This window comes from Nocardia australiensis (genome assembly GCF_020733705.1).
GTDB classification, from domain to species: domain Bacteria; phylum Actinomycetota; class Actinomycetes; order Mycobacteriales; family Mycobacteriaceae; genus Nocardia; species Nocardia australiensis.
Genome location: NZ_JAJFZM010000009.1, coordinates 54717 through 74968 on the forward strand (window position 1 = coordinate 54717; position 20252 = coordinate 74968).

Consider the following 20252-nt stretch of genomic DNA (forward strand, 5'->3'; position numbering starts at 1 on the left):
TCGAAACCGACGAGGAATCGACACCGTTCCTGGAACTCGCCGAGACCTTGTGCACCGTCCCCGACTCAATTTCGTACAGTGTGCTCGTGGTTTCACTGATCACCGAAGGCAGCGCGACGGATCAACGGGGTCAACCCTTCATCCGGCGGCGTAATCAACCATGGCTCATCCTGGTCGGCATATTGGTCCTGATCAGCACATTTGTGTGGATCAAGGCACTGACGACTCCCGACGACACCGGCACGGCCATGTCGTGCAACTCACCGAGCCCGGCCACCGATACGAAAGGGGCACCACCTGTTGCGTTAGGACAGCGAGTCGGAACGTCGCGGCTACAGGACGTGGACCCCGCGCCCCTGGCCGCGAGCAATGTTCGAGTACTCAACGCCAACAACAAGAGCGGGCAGGCCTCGCACATCGCATCCGCCCTCGGCGATCTCGGCTTCGCGAGTGCGCCCGGTCAGCAGTTCGGTAACGATCCGATATACGTCAACGGTGATCTGGAATGCACCGGCCAGATCCGCTTCGGCGTCAACGGCCGGCCCGCCGCGGCGGCGGTGCAGTTGGTCGCCCCGTGCGCCGAACTGATCGAGGATCAGCGCGACGACAACACGGTTGATCTGGTGCTCGGTTCGGTCTTCGGCGAATCGCTGCGGCCGAGTGCCGACGCCGAAGAGGTGCTGCGGGCATTGAAGAATCCAGCGCCGGGCGGGTCACCCGCAATCGACTCCAAGCTGCTGTCGGCGGCGCGTCAGGGTCGCTGCTGACGGGCCCGCACACACCTTTCGGCCAGCGCGCGACAACTTTATCCGCGGGTGCGTCGAACCGGCCGCTGTGAACCGCTCAGGCATCCGGAATCGGGTCGGTGGCACCGGCGCGGGTCAGCAGGTCCATCAGTTCACCGGCGATTCCCGGTGCGGCGGCGACCACGAGTTCGCCCGCGGCACCGGGGCTCGTCGCGGCCGGGACGGTGACGACCGCTCCGGCCTCGGTGGCGATCAGCGCGCCTGCGGCCCAATCCCACGCATTAAGCCCGTGCTCGAAATAGGCGTCGACGCGTCCCGCTGCGACGAAGCACAAATCCAGCGCGGCGGCGCCGAGCCGCCGGATGTCCCGAATACCTGGCAGCACTTCGGCGATGATCGCGGCCTGCTCGGCACGCCGACGCGTGCCGTACGCGAATCCGGTGGCTACCAATGCCATCGACACCGAGCCGACCGGCGTGCACTGCAACTGCTCGACCGCGCCGTCGGCATCCACGCGCTGTGCGCCGAGGCCGAGCGCGGCACTGTAGGTGGCCGCCCGCGCGACATCCACCACCGCGCCCGCGACAGGTCGTCCACCACGGACGGCGGCCACCGACACGGCATAGCCTGGGATTCCGTAGAGAAAGTTCACGGTGCCGTCGATCGGGTCGACCACCCAGTGCACGGTGTCGGAGCCGCCGCCCGACAGGCTGCCGCCGCCTTCCTCACCAAGGATCGGGTCATCGGGCCGCAATTCGGTGAGCAGGCGTCGGATCAGGTCTTCGGTCTCGGTGTCCACGACGGTGACCGGGTCAGTCGGATGCCCCTTGGTCTGCACGTCTCCCGCGACGCGCGCACCGCCTGGTCCGAAGACCTCGGGGCGGCGGGCCCGCACATGCGCGGCCGCCGTTTCGGCGAGATGGATGGCGATGCGGCGCAGTTCGGCCTCGTCTCCCGAGGGCGTTGCAGTGACTTCCGCGGTGGCGCTGAAGGTGGATTCCGACATGGCCTCCATCGGATCACAGATCCTCGCCGAACGCGTGTTACCGCCCGCCATTACTCTTGTCATGCACGACACAGGTGTGGGACCTCCCGCATCGGACAGCGCTGTCGTCGGGCACAACCTCATTTGCGTGCCGCCCGGCCGTGGTGAGAACTGTGCGGCGGCACTGCTATCACACCGGCCAGCACAGGGAACGAGGGAATAGTCATGTCCGCTCGGGGGCACGCATTCGGTATCGACATCGGCGGTAGTGGCGTCAAGGGCGCGGCGGTGGATCTGGCCACCGGCGAGCTCGTCCACGAGCGCATCAAGATCGCGACACCGAACCCCTCCACACCGCAGGCGGTGGCCGACACGGTGGCCAAGGTCGTCGATCAGGCCGGCTGGGACGGACCGGTCGGCATCACGTTGCCCTGCGTCGTCATCGACGGCGTGGCACGTACCGCGGCCAATGTCGACAAAGGGTGGATCGGCACCGACGCGCGAGCGTTGTTCTCCGCCGCGCTGGGCGGCCGGGAGGTCACAGTGCTCAACGATGCGGACGCTGCGGGCCTGGCGGAGGATCGCCACGGCGCGGCAAAGGATTTCGCCGGTCTGGTGCTGCTGCTGACGTTCGGCACCGGCATCGGTTCGGCGCTGATCTACCACGGCACCCTGGTACCCAACACCGAACTCGGACATCTCGAGATCGGCGGCATCGAGATCGAGCATCGTGCCGCGGCGTCGATCAAGGATCGAGACGGCCTGTCATACGCGCAGTGGACAGCCGAGGTGAGCTCGGTACTCAGCGGGCTGGAGGACCTGTTCTGGCCGAAGGTGTTCGTCGCGGGCGGCGGTATCAGCCACGATTCGGATCAGTGGATTCCCTTACTTACCAACCGAACTCCGGTGATTCCGGCGGATCTACGAAACGCCGCGGGCATCGTCGGCGCCGCGATGGCCATCGACGCGGGCATCGCTCCCTGATCGTGGGATGTGCCACGCGGACACGCGCCCATAAGCCGTTGGCGGCATCGTGCCGTAGGTACCCTTGGTCGATCGTTACAATGGAACGTACTCCGGCCGCGAGCCGGAAACCCACCCGGCATTCCGCCGGTGAAACCCGACAGACCGCTCCGCCGGAACACCACTCTGGCGTGACGCCGCACGAGACCGTCACGAAAGGGCGTACGTGGTAGCCACGACCCGTCAGACCGCCGAATCGGCCGACTCCGACTCCGCAGATGTAACCGAAGCACGGCCGGTCCGCAAGGCTGCCGCGAAGAAGGCCCCGGCGAAGAAGGTCGCCGCGAGGAAGGCTCCGGCCAAGAAGGCCGCCGCCAAAGCGCCCGCGAAGAAGGGCGCTACCAAGAAGCCCGATGGCACGGCCGGCGAGGACAACCTCGAGGACGAGTCAGTCGATCTCGCCGACCTCGAGGTCGCCGAGGACGACCTCGCCGATGAGGAGGTCGTCGAGGACACCACCGAGGAGGCGGCCGACGACGAGGCCGACACCGCCGAACCCACCGCCGCCGACAAGGCTTCCGGCGATTTCGTCTGGGACGAGGAGGAGTCCGAGGCGCTGCGTCAGGCCCGCAAGGACGCCGAGCTCACCGCCTCCGCCGACTCGGTGCGCGCCTACCTCAAGCAGATCGGCAAGGTCGCGCTGCTCAACGCCGAGGAGGAGGTCGAACTCGCCAAGCGAATCGAGGCCGGTCTCTACGCCGCTGAGAAGGTGCGTGAATTCGCCGAGCAGGGTGAGAAGCTGCCGGTCGCGATGCGTCGTGACTACACCTGGATCGTCCGCGACGGCAACCGCGCGAAAAACCATCTGCTGGAAGCCAACCTGCGCCTGGTGGTTTCGCTGGCCAAGCGTTATACCGGCCGCGGCATGGCCTTCCTCGATCTGATCCAGGAGGGCAACCTGGGTCTCATCCGCGCGGTGGAGAAGTTCGACTACACCAAGGGCTACAAGTTCTCCACGTACGCCACCTGGTGGATCCGGCAGGCCATCACCCGCGCGATGGCCGACCAGGCCCGCACCATCCGTATTCCGGTGCACATGGTCGAGGTCATCAACAAGCTCGGCCGCATCCAGCGTGAGCTGCTCCAGGATCTGGGCCGCGAGCCCACCCCGGAGGAACTCGCCAAGGAGATGGACATCACGCCCGAAAAGGTGCTGGAGATCCAGCAGTACGCGCGTGAGCCGATTTCGCTGGATCAGACCATCGGCGATGAGGGCGACAGCCAGCTCGGTGACTTCATCGAGGACAGCGAGGCCGTTGTCGCGGTGGACGCGGTGAGCTTCACGCTGTTGCAGGATCAGCTGCAGTCGGTGCTGGAGACGCTGTCGGAGCGTGAGGCGGGCGTGGTCCGGTTGCGCTTCGGACTCACCGACGGCCAGCCGCGCACCCTCGACGAGATCGGCCAGGTGTACGGGGTCACTCGTGAGCGCATCCGGCAGATCGAGTCCAAGACGATGAGCAAGCTGCGCCACCCTAGCCGCTCGCAGGTTCTGCGCGACTACCTCGACTAGTCGACGAGGTCGCGAACCGGCCCGCATCCTTTGTGCCACTTGTCTTTCGGCGGGTGTGCCCGAGGATGCGGGCCGTTGTCGTCGGTACGGTTCAGTCGCGGGTCGGCCAATAGCGGACCGCCCATGGCTCGCGCGGGAGTTCGGCGGCCGGATCTTCGGTATCGGTGATGTAGGCGATCGCGGAGCCCGACACCACCTTTGGCGCGTGCGCGCAGTACGGGTGACGGCTCGAACGCCGGGTCCGGTGACGACGCGGCACCGCGGGCGAGTCGGCGGCACAGCGGGCCGTGACACGGCAGACTCGGTATTCGTGGCCGCTCCCACCTCGCTCCGACCCCGGGCTCCCTGGACACACACCATCGATCTCGGCACCGAAGTTCGCGCTGCGGCGGCGTGGCTGCGCAGGCCCGGTCTGTTGCGTCGGATACCGCGCGCCGTGCGCCACCACCTCTCGGTGGCTCCCGCCACCACCGCCTACGCCTTCACGTTGTTCGTGACCTGGTGGACCCTGCGCGGAGTCGGTGCCTCGGTGGAACGCGGGTTGATCTTCTCCGCCTCGACGAACCTCTACAACATGCAGCACAATCCAGTTCAGGTGCTGGTCGCCTCGGCTTTCTGGACCGAGGGCAGCTTCCCATGGCTCACCATCGCGGAATTTCTGGTGGTGATGGCCGCCGCCGAACGCTGGCTCGGCACCGGCCGCTGGATTCTTCTGTTCGCCACCGGGCATATCGGGGCGACGCTGCTGACAGTCACCGGAATCAGTCGCGCCATCGATCGCGGCGTCATCCCGCTGCGCGTAGCAGTCGCCACGGACGTCGGTGCCAGCTATGGCTTTGCCGCCGTGCTTACCGCCATGGCATTCCGGTTTCATGGCATTGTGCGGGTGCTGTGGGCGGTCACCATTCTCGCCGTTCTCTCTATCGCCCTTTGGGTGCGCCCGACGTTCACCGATTATGGGCATCTCTGCGCGGCCGTTATCGGCTTGGTCTTCGGCGCCATCGCGACAACTTTCTGGCGACGGGTGGAACGTAAGCGGTCGGCCCGTGAAACCCAGCAGGACTGATTACACGGACGCCGGGCGCCTCATCCGGTGCTGCACGAATCCGACAACCGGTTCGACAACGCGGGCCGCGACCGGGCCGAGCACCGCCATCAGCAGCACATAGGCCGACGCGAGGGCGGCCAGATCACCGTCGATGACACCCGTACCCACCGCCAATCCCGCGATGACAATGGAGAATTCGCCGCGCGCGACCAGCGCGGCTCCTGTCCGAGCGCGCCCCATTCTGCGTATGCCCTGGCTGCTCGCCGCCCACCAGCCGGTGCCGATCTTGGTCAGCATGGTGATCACCGCCAGCAGGATCGCCCAGCCCAGTACGGGCGGAATAGCACGCGGATCGGTACTGAGCCCGAAGGCCACGAAGAAGATCGCCGCGAACAGATCACGCAGCGGTTCCAGTAATTTCGCCGCCTCGTGCGCGGTGGAGCCGGAGATCGCGATGCCGAGCAGGAACGCGCCGACCGCCGCGGACACGTTCAACGCCGAGGCCACGCCCGCAATCAGCAGTGCCGCGCCGAGCAGCTTCAGCAGGAATACCTCACGGTCGTTGCTGTCCACGATCGCGGAGACGTAGCGCCCGTAGCGCAACGCGACGACCAGCACCACCGTCACCGTCACCAGCGCGACGGCCAGTGCCTTCAATCCGCTCAGGAAGCTCAGCCCGGCCAGGATCGTGGTGAGCAGCGGCAGATACATCGCCATCGCGAGGTCTTCGAATACCAGGATCGACAGGATCACCGGAGTCTCCCGGTTACCGAGTCGCCCAAGATCATTCAGCACCTTGGCGACGATTCCCGAGGAGGAAATATAGGTGACCCCGGCCATCGTGATCGCGCCGTACACGCCCCAGCCGAGCACCAGGGCTACCACCGCACCGGGCGTCGCGTTCGCGACGATGTCGACCAGACCAGCGGCCCATGAGCGACGCAGCCCGGTTACCAGTTCGGGTGCGGTGTACTCCAAGCCAAGCAGCAGCAAGAGCAGCACCACACCGATTTCACTTGCGATATGGCCGAATTCGTTGGCTGCGCCGAGTTCGACTAAGCCGCCCTGGCCGAATGCCAAACCGCCGAGTAGATAGAGCGGTATCGGGGACATTCCGAAACGGCCCGCGACCCGGCCCATGATGCCGAGGGTGAAAAGCACGGCTCCGAGCTCGAGCAACGCGAGCGCGGTTTCGTTCACGGGCTCAGCCGTGGGTCAGAATTTTTGCGGCTGTGTCGAGGCCATCGGGCGTGCCGACCACCACGAGCAGATCGTCGGCGGCGAAGGTGAAATCGGGTCCCGGTGAGGGGTGCAACTGACCCGCGCGCATCACCGCGACGATGGAAGTCTTGGTGCGGGTTCGCATGCTGGTTTCCCCGAGGGTGCGGCCCTCATATGGCGAGTCGTCGCCGATCGGCAGTTGCCGGGTGGTTATCCCGGGCAGATCCCGGTGGTCCTCGCGCAACTCAGCGACCAGCTGCGGCGCGCCGAGCAGATTCGCGAGCGCGGCTGCCTCGTCGGCGGTCAACGGAACCTGAGCGGCGCAGGCGTCCGGATCGTCGACCTTGGAGACGATGAGATCGATACCGCCGTCGCGGTGGTCGACCACGCCCATTCTGCGGCCCGACCGCGCCAGGAAATCCTTGCGGACCCCGATTCCGGGCAGTGCGGTGACATCGACATTCACACCCTCACATTAGCGCTTGGGTATCACGCGACTCGGGCAACCGCGCTCATCACTTCGACGGACCTGCGGGCACGCTCTGATGTGCTGTGATGGGAATGTGAGCAGGCACTGGTCGGCATTGCCGACAACGGCGCAGGATGTGCTGGTCGTGGTCGCTGTGTTCGTCTTCGGCGCAGCGCTCTACCTGGCCGGATTCTATCCGATGACCGCCCGTAGCGCGGAGCCGTCACTGGTGCTGCGGTTCGGCGTGCTCATCCTCATGTGCGCAGTCTCGTTGCTGCGCCGTAGGACGCCGCTGTCGGCATTGGCCGCCGGGCTTGTTCCGCTCGGCCTGGATCTGTGGCTGGGTGCCACGGTGCCGATCTGGATCATGTATTCGGATCTGATCTACGCCGCCGTGCTGTATTCCTCGCCTCGAGGGTCCCGGTTCGTGGTGATCGGAGGCGCGGGCGTCTCGGCGATGGTCGCGCTGCTCGCGCTGGTGCTGACCGGCGACTGGCGCGTACTGGCGATGGCGATCACCGCCGCCGCGGCGTTCATCGGCACCTCGATCTGGTGGGCTTTGTCGGTGCGTACACACAAGGAGATCGCGGGTGCCGAACGCGCACGCGCGCAAGCACTCACCCTCGTCGCCGAGCTGGACCGCCGGGCCGCGATCACCGACGAACGCAAGACGATGGCACGCGACCTGCACGATGTCATCGCCGGGCACCTCTCGGCGATCGCCATCCAGTCCGAGGCGGTGCTCGGCGTGCTGGCCAAGCAGGACTCCACCGATCCCGCGGTAACTGGAATCGTCGGCTCGATCAGGTCCAATAGCGTCAGCGCACTACAGGAGATGCGAACCATGATCGGATTGCTGCGTCGCGACGACGGTGAGCTGGACGACGCGGCCGCGCCGCGCCGGCTCGCACAGTTGCCGATGCTGGTCGACGCGGCTCGCGGGGCCGGGATCGCGGTGCGTGTCGCCGCCGACCTCGACGGCACCGAATTGCCCAGCGCCATCGACCAGGCTGCATACCGGATCGTGCAGGAAGCTTTGACCAATGCGATGAAGCACGCGCCGGGACAGCAGGTAGACATCGAGGTGTCCGCGCACACGACAACATTGGCGGTATCGGTCCGCAACCCGGTCAGCAGAACTCGCCATGAGCACCCGGTTCCCGAAACCGCGGCCGAGCCGGGCACCAATTCCGTCGCGAGCGAACACAATCGGCTCGACGGCGACCCGGACGTCCGGCATCGCGGGCTGGTGAATATGCGCGAACGCGCCGCGGCCCTCGGCGGAAGTTTCGCCGCCGGACCGGGTGCGGACTGCTGGGAAGTGCACGCGCGACTGCCACTGTCGGCCACAGGAGGGTCATGATGATTCGAGTACTGATCGCCGACGACCACGGCGCGATCCGGGCCGGATTGCGAATGATCCTCGAAACCTCCGACGGCATCGAAGTGGTCGGCGAGGCCGCCGACGGCGATATCGCTGTGGCACAGGCGAAAGCACTGCGCCCGGATGTGGTGCTGATGGACGTGCGGATGCCCGGCGTCGACGGGATCACCGCCACCGGCCGGATCACCGCCGACGGCCTGGCCAGCGTGCTCATCCTCACCACCTTCGATCTGGACGAGTACGTCTTCCGCACACTGCGGGCGGGCGCGTCGGGATTCGTGTTGAAGTCCGTATCGGGGCAGGCGTTGGTGGAGGCAGTGCGCGCGGTTGCCGCCGGGGACGGTGTGCTGGCGCCGGAGGTCACCGCTGCGGTAATCAACGCGTTCGCCGCCACCAGCGCGGCGAACGAACCCGCGCCCGTCGCATTCGCCGACCTCACCGACCGGGAACGCGAGGTGCTCGACTGTCTCGGCGACGGCCTGTCCAACGCGCAGATCGCCGCCCGCCTGTTCATCGGTGAGACGACCGTGAAGACACACGTATCGCGGGTTTTCACCAAACTCGGTGTGCGGTCCCGGGTTCAGGCCGCGATCCTGGCCCGCGAGGCCAGGGACGGCTAGCTCGGCTCAGCGATCCAGCGGTGCGAAAGTACCGTCCTCGTCGGGCAGATACGCGGTCACCGCGGTGACCGCGCCTGCGGGCAGCGGGCCGTAGAGATGTGGGAAGAGCATGGATTCCGGGTCGGTCGGTACGCCGGGCTCCCATTTCACCGGCGCGCCGACTCGCGCCGGATCGATGCGCAGCAGCACCAGGTCGCGGCGCCCGGTGAACAGGCGGTTCGCGGGTAGGTGCGCCTGCTGTGGCGTGGACAAATGGATGAAACCGACCTCCGTCAGCGACGCTGGACGGTGCTCGCCGGTTTGCCGCGTGGTCAGCCACTGCGACAACGTGCAAATGTGAACGAGCGTGTGAGTGTCATGGATCACGGGTAATCTCCCGGTAGACAACTGGATAGGCCTGTTCGTGATCGTGGTCCAGTGCGGTTCGATGCGTGGCCGGGGATGTTCGCCGTTAGCGAAATCCCAGGTCGTGTTATTGAAAACACACAGAATCACTTCCGGGAACAATGCCCCCGTCCCGAACGTCTGACAGAGTAGTCATACCACTGCTGGGAAGTAGCGGTTGCGAGCCCGCGGAGTGACCACGGGCCCCACACCAGGTGAACGGACTGTAGTGCCGGGAGCCAGGACGGAGGAGTCATGCCAGGAACCCTGACAAGCACCCCACTGACTGCGGTCGATCGTTGCGACCGCTGCGGGGCGGCTGCACGAGTGCGTGCCGTACTGCCCGCAGGTGGCGAGTTGCTCTTCTGCCAGCACCACGCGAATGAACACATGGATCGACTGCGTGAGCTCGAAGCCGTGATCGACACGGCATCGGCCCCCGCCAGCTAACCCTCCCCTTTCGCGTCCCGACACAACAGCATCGAACAACAGAACATCGCGTGAACCGATAGCGGGCGACTGACAAGTCGCCCGCTATCGGCGTTCCTGCCGGAGCAACGCTTGTCGCCTGCTGAGCGAGGCGCTCGTACTACGCTCGGTCGCCAAGGATGCCGTCGAGCAGGCGGGCAAGCCCGAATTCGAAGGTGCCGTCCGGGTCGGCCGGAGCCTGATAATGCTCACCCGCCGCCGCTCCGACCCGTGCGGACAGTGGGAACTTCGTCACCGGCATGAGCTGCGACAGCAGCGGCCCGTGCCGCTCCCACCACTGCACGTCCGTGAGCGCGGTGGCGCTGAGAGTAGCGGCGATCGCCATGCGGGCGTTGCCCGTCGCGAATTCCGACAACACGGCGACCACCCGATCCATCTCCACATCCGTGAGGCCGATCCCGGCTATCGCGGCCAATTGCCGCTCGTAACGGCGCATTCGCCCCGGGCCGAGGACAAGGCGCCACGGCGGTACGTCCAGTAGCCATGGATGGTCGATCAGCTCGGCACGCACGAGCCTGGCGACGGCGGCCATGCGCCCCCGCACGGGCAGGTCGGCGGGGATCGGCGTGTCCTGCTCAGCCACCGCATCGACCATGAGCACAGCGAGCGCGTCTTTGCTCGGAACGTAGGTGTAGAGGCTCATCGGTTTCAAGCCCAGTTCGGCGGCGACCGTGCGGATGGAGACCTTGGCGTACCCATCACGGTCGGCGAGTGCGACCGCGGTGGCGACCACGGCGTCGACGCTAACCGTCTGTTTGGGTCCGCGCCCACGCCCACGTTGCGGCACCGAGTGCCGCCATAGCAGATCCATCAGCTGTTTCACCTGCTCGGGGCTGTTCGGGTCGGGCACGAGCCTCCTCGGAATAAAATCGGAATAAATCCAGTACGGTGTACGTTGTCACGTTACTCCATACACCATACGACGATCTAGGGGTTTGCTCTGCCAAGCACACAGGCCACATATCTGCCCGATCGGCACATGTTCGCGCTCTGGACATGGAGCGGGCATACCACCGGGCGCGCACCGGACGGCGATCACGAGACCCTGCCGCTCGCGGTGCCGACCGGCGAGCACGGCGCCATCGAGATCACCGACGTCGATTGCGCGCTGATCGATCCGGAGGAACTGCTCGGTATCGCCATCGATGACGCGTCGCCGTCGATCGTTGCCTGGCGTACCGCACTGCGGGAGGTCGGCGACGCGCCGATCACCGCCCGGCTGCCGATTGCCGCGCACGCCGTACCCGACGCGGTGGGCGCGTCGATCGTCTCCCCCGAGCGGGTCTTGCGTGTGCTGCACGAAACGCGTTCTATCGCCGCGGAACTACGCTCCACGCTCAAAGCGGAGCTACGGCCGTATCAGGCGCGCGGGGTCGGCTGGCTACACGAGACCGTCGACGCGCACGGCGGCGCGGTGTTGGCCGATGAGATGGGCCTCGGCAAGACCGTGCAGACCATCGGGTTCCTGCTCGGACGGGCGGCAGGAACACAACTGGTCGTCTGCCCCACCTCTCTGGTCGGTAACTGGGCGCACGAAATCAACCGGTTCGCGCCCGGCCTGCGCCCGGTTGTGTGGCGTGGTGGCGAACTCGGCACCGAGGCAGGCACCGTTGTAATCGCCGGCTATCCGACGCTGCGGCTGCACGGTTCGGCGCTGAACGAGCGAACCTGGGCGACAGCGGTTTTCGACGAGGCACAGGCATTGAAGAATCCGCGCACCCAACTCGCCAAGGCCGCGCGCGCCTTGACCGTCGACGCGCGTGTCGCACTGACCGGTACACCGGTGGAGAACCACCTCGATGAATTGTTTTCGCTACTGAACCTGGTCGCACCGCATTTGTTCGGACACCGCACGCAATTCCGGCGCCGGTTCGTCCGCCCGATCCATGAGGGTTCGGCCGCGGCGGCCGCTCGGCTGCGCGATGCGATCGAACCGGTGGTGCTGGCGCGTAAGAAGTCTCAGGTTGCGGCGGCACTGCCCGCGAAGATCCATAGCGACCTACTGTGCGACCTGACAGTGGAGCAGGAAAAGCTCTACGACCAGCTGCTCGACCAGGCCATCGACGACGGATTCGGCCACGGCGGACAGCGACAGACCCGGGTACTCGCGGCGTTGACAGCGCTCAAACAGGTGTGCAATCACCCCGGCCTGATCACGGGCGAACTCGGTGAGCTCGCGGGTCGCTCCGGAAAGCTCGACCTGTGCACCGACATTCTGGCCAACAACCTCGAAACCGGTAATCCGACACTGATATTCACGCAATATCGACGGACAGGCGAGCTGCTGGTACGGCACTTGTCCGAACAATTCGGAGTGACGGCGCCGTTCTTCCACGGCGGGCTGAACCAATCCGAGCGAGCCGCGATCGTATCCGGGTTCCAGACCGAGCAGGGACCGCCTGTGCTGGTGCTGAGCCTGCGCGCGGCGGGTACCGGCCTGACACTCACCCGCGCCGCCGATGTCATTCACTTCGACCGCTGGTGGAATCCTGCCGTGGAGGCCCAAGCGTCGGACCGGGTGCATCGCATCGGCCAGACCCGAACGGTCACCATCACCACTCTCACCTCCGGCACCACAGTCGAGGAACACATCGCGGGCATGCACGATCGTAAGTCCGCGCTCTCGGATCTCGGCGATTCAGCCGGTATCGCCGCACTCGCCAAGCTCGACGACGACCAGCTCGTCGAGATCCTTCGACGCAAGCGGGAGAACTGATGGCGGACAATGAATTCGGCTACACCGCCTGGGGAATGGATTGGGTGCGACTCGCCGAGCCGCTGAGCCAAACCCGGCCCGAGCCGCTGCTGCCCCGTGCCCGCACTATCGCCCGCAACAATGCCGTACAGGCCACCATCGAGGGACGCATCGTGCGCGCGGCGATCCATCGGGGCGGTCGAGCCTCGGTCAGCCATATCGAGGTGGCGCCGCTGCCACGTGCGGCGGTGACCGCCATCTCCGCGGTGATCGGAGCCCCGGCGGTCCTCACCGATGAGATGCACCGCGCGCTCGTCACGGCGGGCAGCGGCCCCGCACCGGCCCTGGCAAGCACCGACTGTTCCTGCTCGGCCCGCTCCGCCCGTTGCCTGCACGTGCTGGCGGCCTGTTACGACATCGCCAGACGCGTCGACGAGAACCCCCGCCTAGCCCTCGAACTCCAGGGGTATTTCCAGGCGGCCCTGGAGGATTCGAGCACGGCGATCGAGCCACCACGCTGGGTGCCGATCAATGCACTCGACCCGGCGACCTACTTCGACACCGTCCCGACAGACCGGCAAGGGTAAATCGCCGTCAGCGAAGACCGTGACGAGTGCATTGCGAACCGGTTGCGATAGTGGCGAACTCAGGTCCGGCTCGACGTTGGCGCTGTCCTACCTTGCCGCGGGTCTGCCGATCGCACCGATTGCCGGCCGGGTCGGATACGGCACCCCGAGCACGTACCTCGCGACATTCCGGCGGGCGGTCGGCGTATCTCCCGGACGCTACTTCGCCGGATGATCAGGAGTTCGCACCGCCGTCCACGGTGAAGAACGCGCCCGTGATGGCGCGGCCGGTCTCACCGGCGAGGAAGGCCACGGTAGCGGCGATGTCTTCGGTCGTCCCGAAACGGCCGAGCGCGGACACTTCGCGCTGAAATGCGGCGTGATCGCCGTCGGCCGGGTTCATATCGGTATCGGTCGAACCGGGCTGGACCAGGTTCACCGTGATATTGCGTGGACCGAGTTCACGCGCAAGGGCTTTGGTGAATCCATTGAGTGCGGACTTGCTGAGGTTGTAGAGCGCCAGGCCGCCGAAGGGTGCGTGTTCGGACAGGTTGGTGCCGATGCTGATGATGCGTCCGCCATCGGTCATATGCGCGACCGCGGCCTGCGCGCCGACAAACGCGGCCCGCGCATGGATGTTCAACGCGAGGTCGATCTCGTCCACGGTGAACTCTTCGAATGGCTTGGCCGGGAAGATGCCCGCGTTGTTCACCAGTACGTCGAGCCCGCCCAATTCGGCCGCGGCCCGATCGACCGCGGCCTTGACCGCGCCGGCGTCGGCGCTGTCGGCCGCAATCGCGAGCGCACGGCGACCCAACGCCTCGATCTGCGCGACAACGGATTTCGCTGATACGTCGGCACTTCGATAGGTCAGCGCCACGTCCGCGCCCGCCGCGGCCAGCGCTCGCGCAATCGACGCCCCGATCCCCCGGCTACCGCCGGTCACCAACGCGACCTTTCCCGTCAGGTTCGACATCGTTACTCCTCATATTCTGTGTCAATCAATACATAAATAGCTAAGCGCACGCCCGCCGCCCGAGTCAAGGGGTATATTTGACGATCGACACAGAAAGGAAATCGTGATGGCCGAACGCGGACGCCCCCGCGCCTTCGACCGCACGCACGCGCTGCGGCGGGCCATGGAGGTGTTCTGGGAGCACGGCTACGAGGGCTCATCGATGAGTGATCTGACCGCCGCGATGGGAATCAACTCGCCGAGCCTCTACGCGGCATTCGGGGGCAAGGAAGCACTCTTTCGTGAGGCCATCTCGCTGTATGGCGAGACCGACGGCGGTTACACCCAGCGCGCCCTCCGCGAGGAACCGACCGCCCGCGCCGGCATCGAAGCGATGCTGCGTGACAACGCGATTGCCTACACAGTCGCGGACAAACCGCATGGCTGCATGGTGGTGCTCGCGGGCACGACGTACACAACGCGCAGCGAGAGTATCCGCGACTTCCTCATCGAAAAGCGCCGCGAGACAACGTTGGACATTCGCGAGCGGCTCGATCGCGGTGTCACCGAGGGGGATCTCCCCGCCGCCACCGACACCGCCGCACTGGCGGGTTTCTACACGACGGTGTTGTACGGCCTGTCCATTCAGGCGCGCGACGGCGCGTCGCTGGCGGAGCTGTCACTGTCGATCGACTGCGCGATGAGGGTCTGGCCCGCGACGGAGACCACGCCGCCAACGCGTCGATGACCCGGTGGCCCCCGAACTAATCGCGTGGATCGTGCATGAGACGAAAATCGTGCAGCCCGTCCGCATTGCCGATCGCCGTGAATTCCTGGCCGATGACAGCCGCCACCGAGATATCGCAGTCATCGGCAATGTTACTGGCGGACAAGCGCATCGGGCGGTCGGCGCGATGCCATGGCGTCACCGCGTACGCCGCGTCCGCGACGGTCAGCATCACCCACAGGGGGATGCGACCGTCGGGCAGGGGCCGATAGTTCCGTGACACCGCGCCTGACTACTTCCGGCGTAGCGCGGCAATACGTTCGCCGAGTTGATCAGAACTCGCCAACGCCGTTGGCGGACCACCGCATTCACGGCGCAGCTCGCCATGGATGACACCGTGCGGTTTGCCGGTGCGGTGATGGTGCATGGCGACCAGGCTGTTCAACTCGCGACGCAGCTCGCCGAGACGGTCGGCGGTCGCCACGCGCTCGGCCGCACTGGCAACCTGCGGTGCGGGCTCGGGCGTCGCGGAGTCCCCCCGCTCGGCAATCTGGCGGGTCTGACGCTCGCGCAGCAGTGCGCGCATCTGCTCGGCATCTAGCAAGCCGGGAATGCCCAGGTAATCGGCCTCCTCGGCGCTGCCGGTGAAAGTCGCTGTACCGAAAGAAGATCCGTCGTAGATCACCTGGTCGAGCTCGGCGTCGGCGGCCAGCGCCACGAACGGTTTCTCGTCCTCGCCGGGCTCGTCCTTCTGCTTGTTCGCGTCTATCAGCAGCTCGTCGTCGAGACCATCCTTCTCCCGATGCGGTTTGCCGATGACGTGATCGCGCTGCAGTTCCAGCTGCGCTGCCAGATCCAGGAGCACCGGCACCGAGGGCAGGAACACGCTCGCGGTTTCACCGGGCTGGCGCGCGCGCACGAATCGGCCGATGGCCTGGGCGAAATACAGCGGTGTCGAGGCGCTGGTCGCGTAAACGCCGACGGCGAGGCGCGGCACGTCGACGCCCTCGGAAACCATGCGCACCGCGACCATCCACGCCTGCGTTCCGGTGCTGAACTGAGCGATCCGCTTCGAGGAATCAGGGTCGTCGGACAGCACCACCGCGGGTCTCTCGCCCGAGATGTGTTCCAGCAGTTCGGCGTAATCGCGGGCACGTTCCTGATCGGTGGCGATCACCAGTCCACCCGCGTCGGGCATGCCGGACGCACGCTTCTGACGCAGGCGAGTATCTGCCGCACGCAGCACCGCGGAAATCCAGTCGCCCGCCGGGTCGAGCGCGGTACGCCAGGCACGCGCGGTGTGCTCGGCGCTCAGCGGCTCCCCCAGCCGGGCGGAATACTCCTCGCCCGCGCTGTCGCGCCAGTGCGCCTCACCGGAATACGCGAGGAACACCACCGGCCGGACAACGCCGTCGGCGAGCGCCTCGGCGTAACCGTAAGCGTGGTCGGCGCGCGAGCGCGGGAATCCGCCCTCGTCGGGCTCGTAAGTGACGAAGGGGATTTGGCTGTCGTCGCTTCGGAACGGAGTTCCGGTCAGCGCCAGCCTGCGGGTCGCGTCCCCGTAGGCTTCGGCGGTCGCGTCGCCCCAGGTTTTGGCATCGCCCGCGTGGTGGATCTCATCGAGAATCACCAGCGTCTTGCGGTTTTCGGTGCGGACGCGGTGCCGCGACGGATGCGAGGCGACCTGCGCATAGGTGACGACAACGCCGTGATAGTCCCCGGACGTACCACCGGTGGCATTGGAAAACCGCGAATCCAGTGCGATGCCGACCCGATTCGCGGCCTGCGCCCATTGATGCTTCAAATGCTCGGTCGGTGCGACAACGGTGATCTGGTCGACAGTGCGGTCTGCCAGCAACTCGGCAGCGACCCGCAGTGCGAAGGTGGTCTTACCCGCACCCGGCGTGGCCACCGCGAGAAAGTCCCGCGGTTTGCTGGTCAGATACTTCGTCAATGCTCTGCGCTGCCACGCGCGCAATGGCGCCGCCGCGACCGCGGTGCTCGACGCTATCGAATCGTCCGGCGTTTCCGCTTCTCCCGCCACAGCGGCGCCCGACCCAGTCACGCAGTAGACCCTACTGGCCCGCCATGGCATGTCGCCAAACCGACGCGGCCGGGGCGACCGGCATCACATGTTTACCCACTGCCCGCCGACACGTTCCATAGCCAAACCCGTGCCCGAGCAACTTGTGCGCGATGCTGTAGTCACCATGACCGACGACAGTGCCCCACCGGGCGACACGCCCACGCCGAATCACAGCGGTGGCAGCGCGGCACCCTCGCGGGCACCCCGCACCCGGCGAATGGCCGCGCGGCTGGCACGCACCGGCCGGCAGACGGGAAGACTCGTGGTGCGTGTCGCGGTGAAGGCATGGACGGACTCGATATTCGCGAAATCGGCGGCGGCGGCGTTCTGGCAGACGATGTCGCTGGCACCGCTGCTGCTGGGAGTGCTCGGCAGCCTCGGATACGTCGGGGAGTGGTTCGGCCCCGACACCGTGGAGATCGTCGAGCAAAAGATCGTCGCGTTCAGCCGGGACCTGTTCAGCCCGACCGTGGTGTCCGACCTGATCGAGCCAACCGTCAACGACGTGCTCGGACGCGGACGCGCGGCGTTCGTATCGGTAGGTTTCGTGCTGTCGCTGTGGGCCGGATCCTCGGCAATGGCCACCTTCGTCGATTCCATCGTAGAGGCGCACGGCCAGCAGGACGCACGCCATCCGATCTGGCAGCGCATCTTCGCGCTGCTGCTTTATGTGCTGTTCTTGATCGCGGCGGTGTTCATCCTGCCGCTGATCGCCTTGGGGCCCACCCTCATCGGACGCGCGCTACCGGAGGCGTGGCGCGAACCCGGGCTCCGGCTGATCGACTCGTTCTACTACCCGGGCGTGGGGCTATTGCTGATCATCGGACTCACCACGCTCTACAAGCTCGCACTACACCGATCGCTACCGTGGCACCGACTGTTCGGCGGGGCACTGGTCGCGGGCGTGTTCTTCATGACAGCCAGCGAACTGCTGCGCCGCTATCTGGCGTGGGTGACCGAGACCGGCGTCAGCTACGGCGCGCTCGCGACCCCGATCGCGTTCCTGCTGTTCACATTCTTCCTCGGGTTCGCGGTGATCCTCGGCGCCGAGTTCAATGCGACGGTCCAGGAGTTCTGGCCTGCCCGCAGCACCCGGATCGACCTGGTCAAGGAGTGGTTGACCAATCAGGTGCGCGGCGACGGCACCGAGGATGCCCCGCCCATTGATGCCACACGCACGACAATGACCGGACCCGAGCCGGACTCGGGACCGGTCACAGCGAAGGACACACCGATCGCGGATCGGCCACGCTCGCCGCTATCAGGTCATTCCTTGCGCAGCCCGTCGTAGACCTTCTTGCATTCCGGGCACACCGGCGAGCCGGGCTTGGCCGAACGGGTCACCGGAAAGACCTCGCCGCACAGTGCGACCACGTGGGTGCCCATGACGGCGCTCTCGGCGATCTTGTTCTTCTTCACATAATGGAAGAACTTCGGGGTGTCGTCGTCCGTCGTCTCGTCGGTAGTCGTGTCCGGACGAACCAGAGTGTCGGTACTCACGCATTCCATGATGCCGCATCCGCGCGCGAGCGACTGACCACCACATGTGCATCGGGTCGTCGGGAGTGGAAGACTCGGGGTATGCAGAACGACGGCGACACTCCCGGCGCCGACGACATCGGTACAGGTGATCGCCCGGACGTCACAATGCCGACCCCCGTACACTCCACCGGATATTTTCCCGGAAGTGATGACAAACACCCAGTGCTGATCACCGAGGCGGCACCGTCACTGGATGATCAACATCGCGCCCGCGTCCGGCGGTACACGATCATCATGGCCTTTCGCATCCCCTGCCTGATCCTGGCCGCGATCGCCTATAGCACCTTCGGCAGCGCCCTGGTCTCGATCCTCATCATCGCCGCCTCCATCCCGTTGCCCTGGATCGCCGTCCTCATCGCCAACGACCGCCCGCCGCGACGCAAAGACGAACCGAGCCGGTGGGATCAGCCCCGCACCGCCATCGAATCCCACCCCCGCAAGTCCATCGACGGAGCTTGATCCGCGCTCATTGGCCGCGGCGGATGACCGCGGACATCAATGCCGCGATCCCGCACAGTGCGCCCGCGATGTACCAGGCGAGGTTATAGCTGCCCTGCATGTCGCGGATGACACCGGCACCGGTCGCGGCGACAGCGGAACCGATTTGGTGCGAGGCGAATACCCAACCGAACGCGACGGGAGCGTCGGCTCCGAATAGTTCGCGACACAGCGCCACCGTCGGCGGAACGGTTGCGATCCAGTCCAGGCCGTAGAAAATAATAAATACCCACATGCTCGGCTGAGTGTGTGGCGCGAACAGCGACGGCAGGATCAGCAGGGAAAGGCCGCGCAGGGTGTAATACGCGACCAGTAGGTAGCGGGGATCGACCCGGTCGGTGAACCAGCCTGATGCGACGGTCCCCGCGACATCGAAGATCCCGACCAGGGCCAGCAGCCCCGCGGCGGCGGTCGGCGGCATTCCGTGGTCATGGGCCGCGCTCACGAAATGGGTGCCGACCAGGCCGTTCGTCGACGCTCCGCAGACCGCGAATCCGCCTGCCAGCAGCCAGAATCCGGGCCTGCGCGCGACGGTGGCCAATACAGTCAGCGCCCGGGTAGCGCCGCCGACGGCAGGCGTGCGGACGCCGATCCGGCTGCCCGGTTCGGCGCCGTACGCGCTAACGCCGACGTCACTGGGAAAGTCGCGGATGAACAGCAGCACCAGCGGCACAACGGCGAGCGCGACACCCGCGACTATCAGCGACGGCAACCGCCAGCCATGCTCATGGGCGAGCGCGGACACCACCGGCAGGAAGATCAGCTGTCCCGTGGCGCCCGCGGCGGTCAGCACCCCGGTGACCAGGCCCCGATTGCGCACGAACCACCGTCCGGTGATGGTCGCGACAAACGGCATCGACATCGAACCCACGCCGACGCCGACCAGCAGACCCCAGGTCATCACCAGATGCCAGGGTTGGGTCATGAACACCGTCAGGCCACTGCCCGCCGCGACGAGCAACAGCGCGCCCGCCACGACCGTGCGGATGCCGAAGCGGTCCATCAGCGCGGCCGCGAAGGGCGAAATCAGGCCGTACAGCAGCAAATTCAGGGACACGGCGGCGCCAACGGTGCCGTGCGACCAACCGAACTCCTCATGCAACGGATCCATCAGCACACTCGGCACCGACCGGAACGCGGCGGCGCCGAGCAAGGCGATGAACCCGACCCCCGCGACGATCCAGGCCGGATGCAGCCGCACCTGTCTCACAGAATCGGTAGTCCCCGAGGAGGGCGTCCGCAGTTCAGTCACCCGCTGAGCCTGCCGGAATCGGATCGGGTGATCGAGTGGCTGGAACGCCATA

23 protein-coding genes are annotated in these 20252 nt (G+C 66.3%); 13 read left to right on the forward strand and 10 right to left on the reverse strand.

From position 1 onward, the window contains the following. The first annotated feature begins 86 nt into the window (after window positions 1-86). Complete coding sequence (gene cei, locus LKE06_RS26270; RefSeq protein ID WP_228002043.1) at window positions 87-767, forward strand: envelope integrity protein Cei; 681 nt, start codon at window positions 87-89, stop codon at window positions 765-767. Between the two features lie 76 nt (window positions 768-843). On the opposite strand, the gene LKE06_RS26275 is transcribed toward cei, so the two are convergent. Continuing rightward, entirely contained in the window at window positions 844-1752 is a 909-nt protein-coding gene (locus tag LKE06_RS26275; RefSeq protein ID WP_228002044.1) for an inositol monophosphatase family protein, read from the reverse strand. A gap of 204 nt (window positions 1753-1956) precedes the next feature. Here LKE06_RS26275 and ppgK point away from each other — a divergent pair, with 204 nt between their 5' ends. From ppgK to LKE06_RS26290, 3 genes are all read left to right on the forward strand, one after another. Further along, entirely contained in the window at window positions 1957-2715 is a 759-nt protein-coding gene (gene ppgK / locus LKE06_RS26280) for a polyphosphate--glucose phosphotransferase (protein WP_228002045.1), read from the forward strand. Window positions 2716-2920: 205 nt separating this feature from the next. Continuing rightward, complete coding sequence (locus tag LKE06_RS26285) at window positions 2921-4264, forward strand: RNA polymerase sigma factor (protein ID WP_228002046.1); 1344 nt, start codon at window positions 2921-2923, stop codon at window positions 4262-4264. A gap of 310 nt (window positions 4265-4574) precedes the next feature. Then, window positions 4575-5330, forward strand: a complete 756-nt coding sequence (locus tag LKE06_RS26290) for a rhomboid-like protein (protein ID WP_228002047.1) — start codon at window positions 4575-4577, stop codon at window positions 5328-5330. Here LKE06_RS26290 and LKE06_RS26295 read toward each other — a convergent pair whose 3' ends face one another. Beyond that, window positions 5331-6512: a cation:proton antiporter gene (locus tag LKE06_RS26295; protein WP_228002048.1), complete on the reverse strand. Its 1182-nt coding sequence runs from the start codon at window positions 6510-6512 to the stop codon at window positions 5331-5333. Between the two features lie 4 nt (window positions 6513-6516). After that, window positions 6517-6999 carry a cation:proton antiporter regulatory subunit gene (locus LKE06_RS26300; protein ID WP_228002049.1) on the reverse strand — a complete coding sequence of 161 codons (483 nt, stop codon included), beginning with the start codon at window positions 6997-6999 and terminating at the stop codon, window positions 6517-6519. 97 nt (window positions 7000-7096) lie between these two features. On the opposite strand from LKE06_RS26300, the gene LKE06_RS26305 reads away from it, so the two are divergent. Together LKE06_RS26305 and LKE06_RS26310 are read left to right on the forward strand one after the other, a co-directional pair. After that, window positions 7097-8365 (forward strand): sensor histidine kinase, encoded by a 1269-nt coding sequence (locus LKE06_RS26305; RefSeq protein WP_228002050.1) that lies wholly within the window; start codon window positions 7097-7099, stop codon window positions 8363-8365. Further along, window positions 8365-9006 (forward strand): response regulator, encoded by a 642-nt coding sequence (locus tag LKE06_RS26310; RefSeq protein WP_228002051.1) that lies wholly within the window; start codon window positions 8365-8367, stop codon window positions 9004-9006. Before LKE06_RS26305 ends, LKE06_RS26310 begins: the two co-directional genes overlap by 1 nt. Before the next feature lie 6 nt (window positions 9007-9012). Here the strand turns inward: LKE06_RS26310 and LKE06_RS26315 are convergent, their stop codons facing one another. Then, window positions 9013-9369, reverse strand: a complete 357-nt coding sequence (locus tag LKE06_RS26315) for a DUF952 domain-containing protein (RefSeq protein WP_372477432.1) — start codon at window positions 9367-9369, stop codon at window positions 9013-9015. A 276-nt stretch (window positions 9370-9645) separates the two neighbouring features. Here LKE06_RS26315 and LKE06_RS26320 point away from each other — a divergent pair, with 276 nt between their 5' ends. Beyond that, window positions 9646-9840, forward strand: coding sequence for a DUF7455 domain-containing protein (locus LKE06_RS26320; RefSeq protein ID WP_228002053.1), 195 nt, complete (start codon window positions 9646-9648; stop codon window positions 9838-9840). A gap of 139 nt (window positions 9841-9979) precedes the next feature. Here the strand turns inward: LKE06_RS26320 and LKE06_RS26325 are convergent, their stop codons facing one another. Then, on the reverse strand, window positions 9980-10690 hold the full coding sequence (locus LKE06_RS26325; RefSeq protein WP_228002099.1) for a TetR/AcrR family transcriptional regulator C-terminal domain-containing protein: 711 nt from the start codon (window positions 10688-10690) through the stop codon (window positions 9980-9982). A 168-nt stretch (window positions 10691-10858) separates the two neighbouring features. Here LKE06_RS26325 and LKE06_RS26330 point away from each other — a divergent pair, with 168 nt between their 5' ends. From LKE06_RS26330 to LKE06_RS26340, 3 genes are read left to right on the forward strand one after another with little or no spacing between them, the layout of a single operon-like run. Further along, entirely contained in the window at window positions 10859-12595 is a 1737-nt protein-coding gene (locus LKE06_RS26330) for a DEAD/DEAH box helicase (RefSeq protein ID WP_228002054.1), read from the forward strand. Beyond that, a complete protein-coding gene (locus LKE06_RS26335) occupies window positions 12595-13161 on the forward strand; it encodes a hypothetical protein (RefSeq protein WP_228002055.1) in 567 nt (188 codons plus the stop codon). Before LKE06_RS26330 ends, LKE06_RS26335 begins: the two co-directional genes overlap by 1 nt. Window positions 13162-13180: 19 nt before the next feature. Then, window positions 13181-13375, forward strand: a complete 195-nt coding sequence (locus tag LKE06_RS26340) for a hypothetical protein (RefSeq protein ID WP_228002056.1) — start codon at window positions 13181-13183, stop codon at window positions 13373-13375. On the opposite strand, the gene LKE06_RS26345 is transcribed toward LKE06_RS26340, so the two are convergent. Next, window positions 13376-14116: an SDR family NAD(P)-dependent oxidoreductase gene (locus LKE06_RS26345; RefSeq protein WP_228002057.1), complete on the reverse strand. Its 741-nt coding sequence runs from the start codon at window positions 14114-14116 to the stop codon at window positions 13376-13378. 106 nt (window positions 14117-14222) lie between these two features. On the opposite strand from LKE06_RS26345, the gene LKE06_RS26350 reads away from it, so the two are divergent. Beyond that, window positions 14223-14843: a TetR/AcrR family transcriptional regulator gene (locus LKE06_RS26350; RefSeq protein WP_228002058.1), complete on the forward strand. Its 621-nt coding sequence runs from the start codon at window positions 14223-14225 to the stop codon at window positions 14841-14843. A gap of 16 nt (window positions 14844-14859) precedes the next feature. Here the strand turns inward: LKE06_RS26350 and LKE06_RS26355 are convergent, their stop codons facing one another. Both LKE06_RS26355 and LKE06_RS26360 read right to left on the reverse strand, forming a co-directional pair. Continuing rightward, window positions 14860-15054: a hypothetical protein gene (locus LKE06_RS26355; RefSeq protein ID WP_228002059.1), complete on the reverse strand. Its 195-nt coding sequence runs from the start codon at window positions 15052-15054 to the stop codon at window positions 14860-14862. Window positions 15055-15114: 60 nt separating this feature from the next. Beyond that, entirely contained in the window at window positions 15115-16887 is a 1773-nt protein-coding gene (locus LKE06_RS26360; RefSeq protein WP_504788206.1) for a DEAD/DEAH box helicase, read from the reverse strand. A gap of 238 nt (window positions 16888-17125) precedes the next feature. Here LKE06_RS26360 and LKE06_RS26365 point away from each other — a divergent pair, with 238 nt between their 5' ends. Then, complete coding sequence (locus tag LKE06_RS26365) at window positions 17126-18199, forward strand: YihY/virulence factor BrkB family protein (protein ID WP_228002101.1); 1074 nt, start codon at window positions 17126-17128, stop codon at window positions 18197-18199. Here LKE06_RS26365 and LKE06_RS26370 read toward each other — a convergent pair. Continuing rightward, on the reverse strand, window positions 18175-18408 hold the full coding sequence (locus tag LKE06_RS26370) for a DUF3039 domain-containing protein (RefSeq protein ID WP_228002060.1): 234 nt from the start codon (window positions 18406-18408) through the stop codon (window positions 18175-18177). The genes LKE06_RS26365 and LKE06_RS26370 overlap by 25 nt on opposite strands. Window positions 18409-18555: 147 nt before the next feature. Here LKE06_RS26370 and LKE06_RS26375 point away from each other — a divergent pair, with 147 nt between their 5' ends. After that, window positions 18556-18909, forward strand: coding sequence for a DUF3099 domain-containing protein (locus LKE06_RS26375; protein ID WP_228002102.1), 354 nt, complete (start codon window positions 18556-18558; stop codon window positions 18907-18909). A 7-nt stretch (window positions 18910-18916) separates the two neighbouring features. Here the strand turns inward: LKE06_RS26375 and LKE06_RS26380 are convergent, their stop codons facing one another. Then, window positions 18917-20200, reverse strand: a complete 1284-nt coding sequence (locus LKE06_RS26380) for an MFS transporter (protein ID WP_228002061.1) — start codon at window positions 20198-20200, stop codon at window positions 18917-18919. Between the last annotated feature and the right edge of the window lie 52 nt (window positions 20201-20252).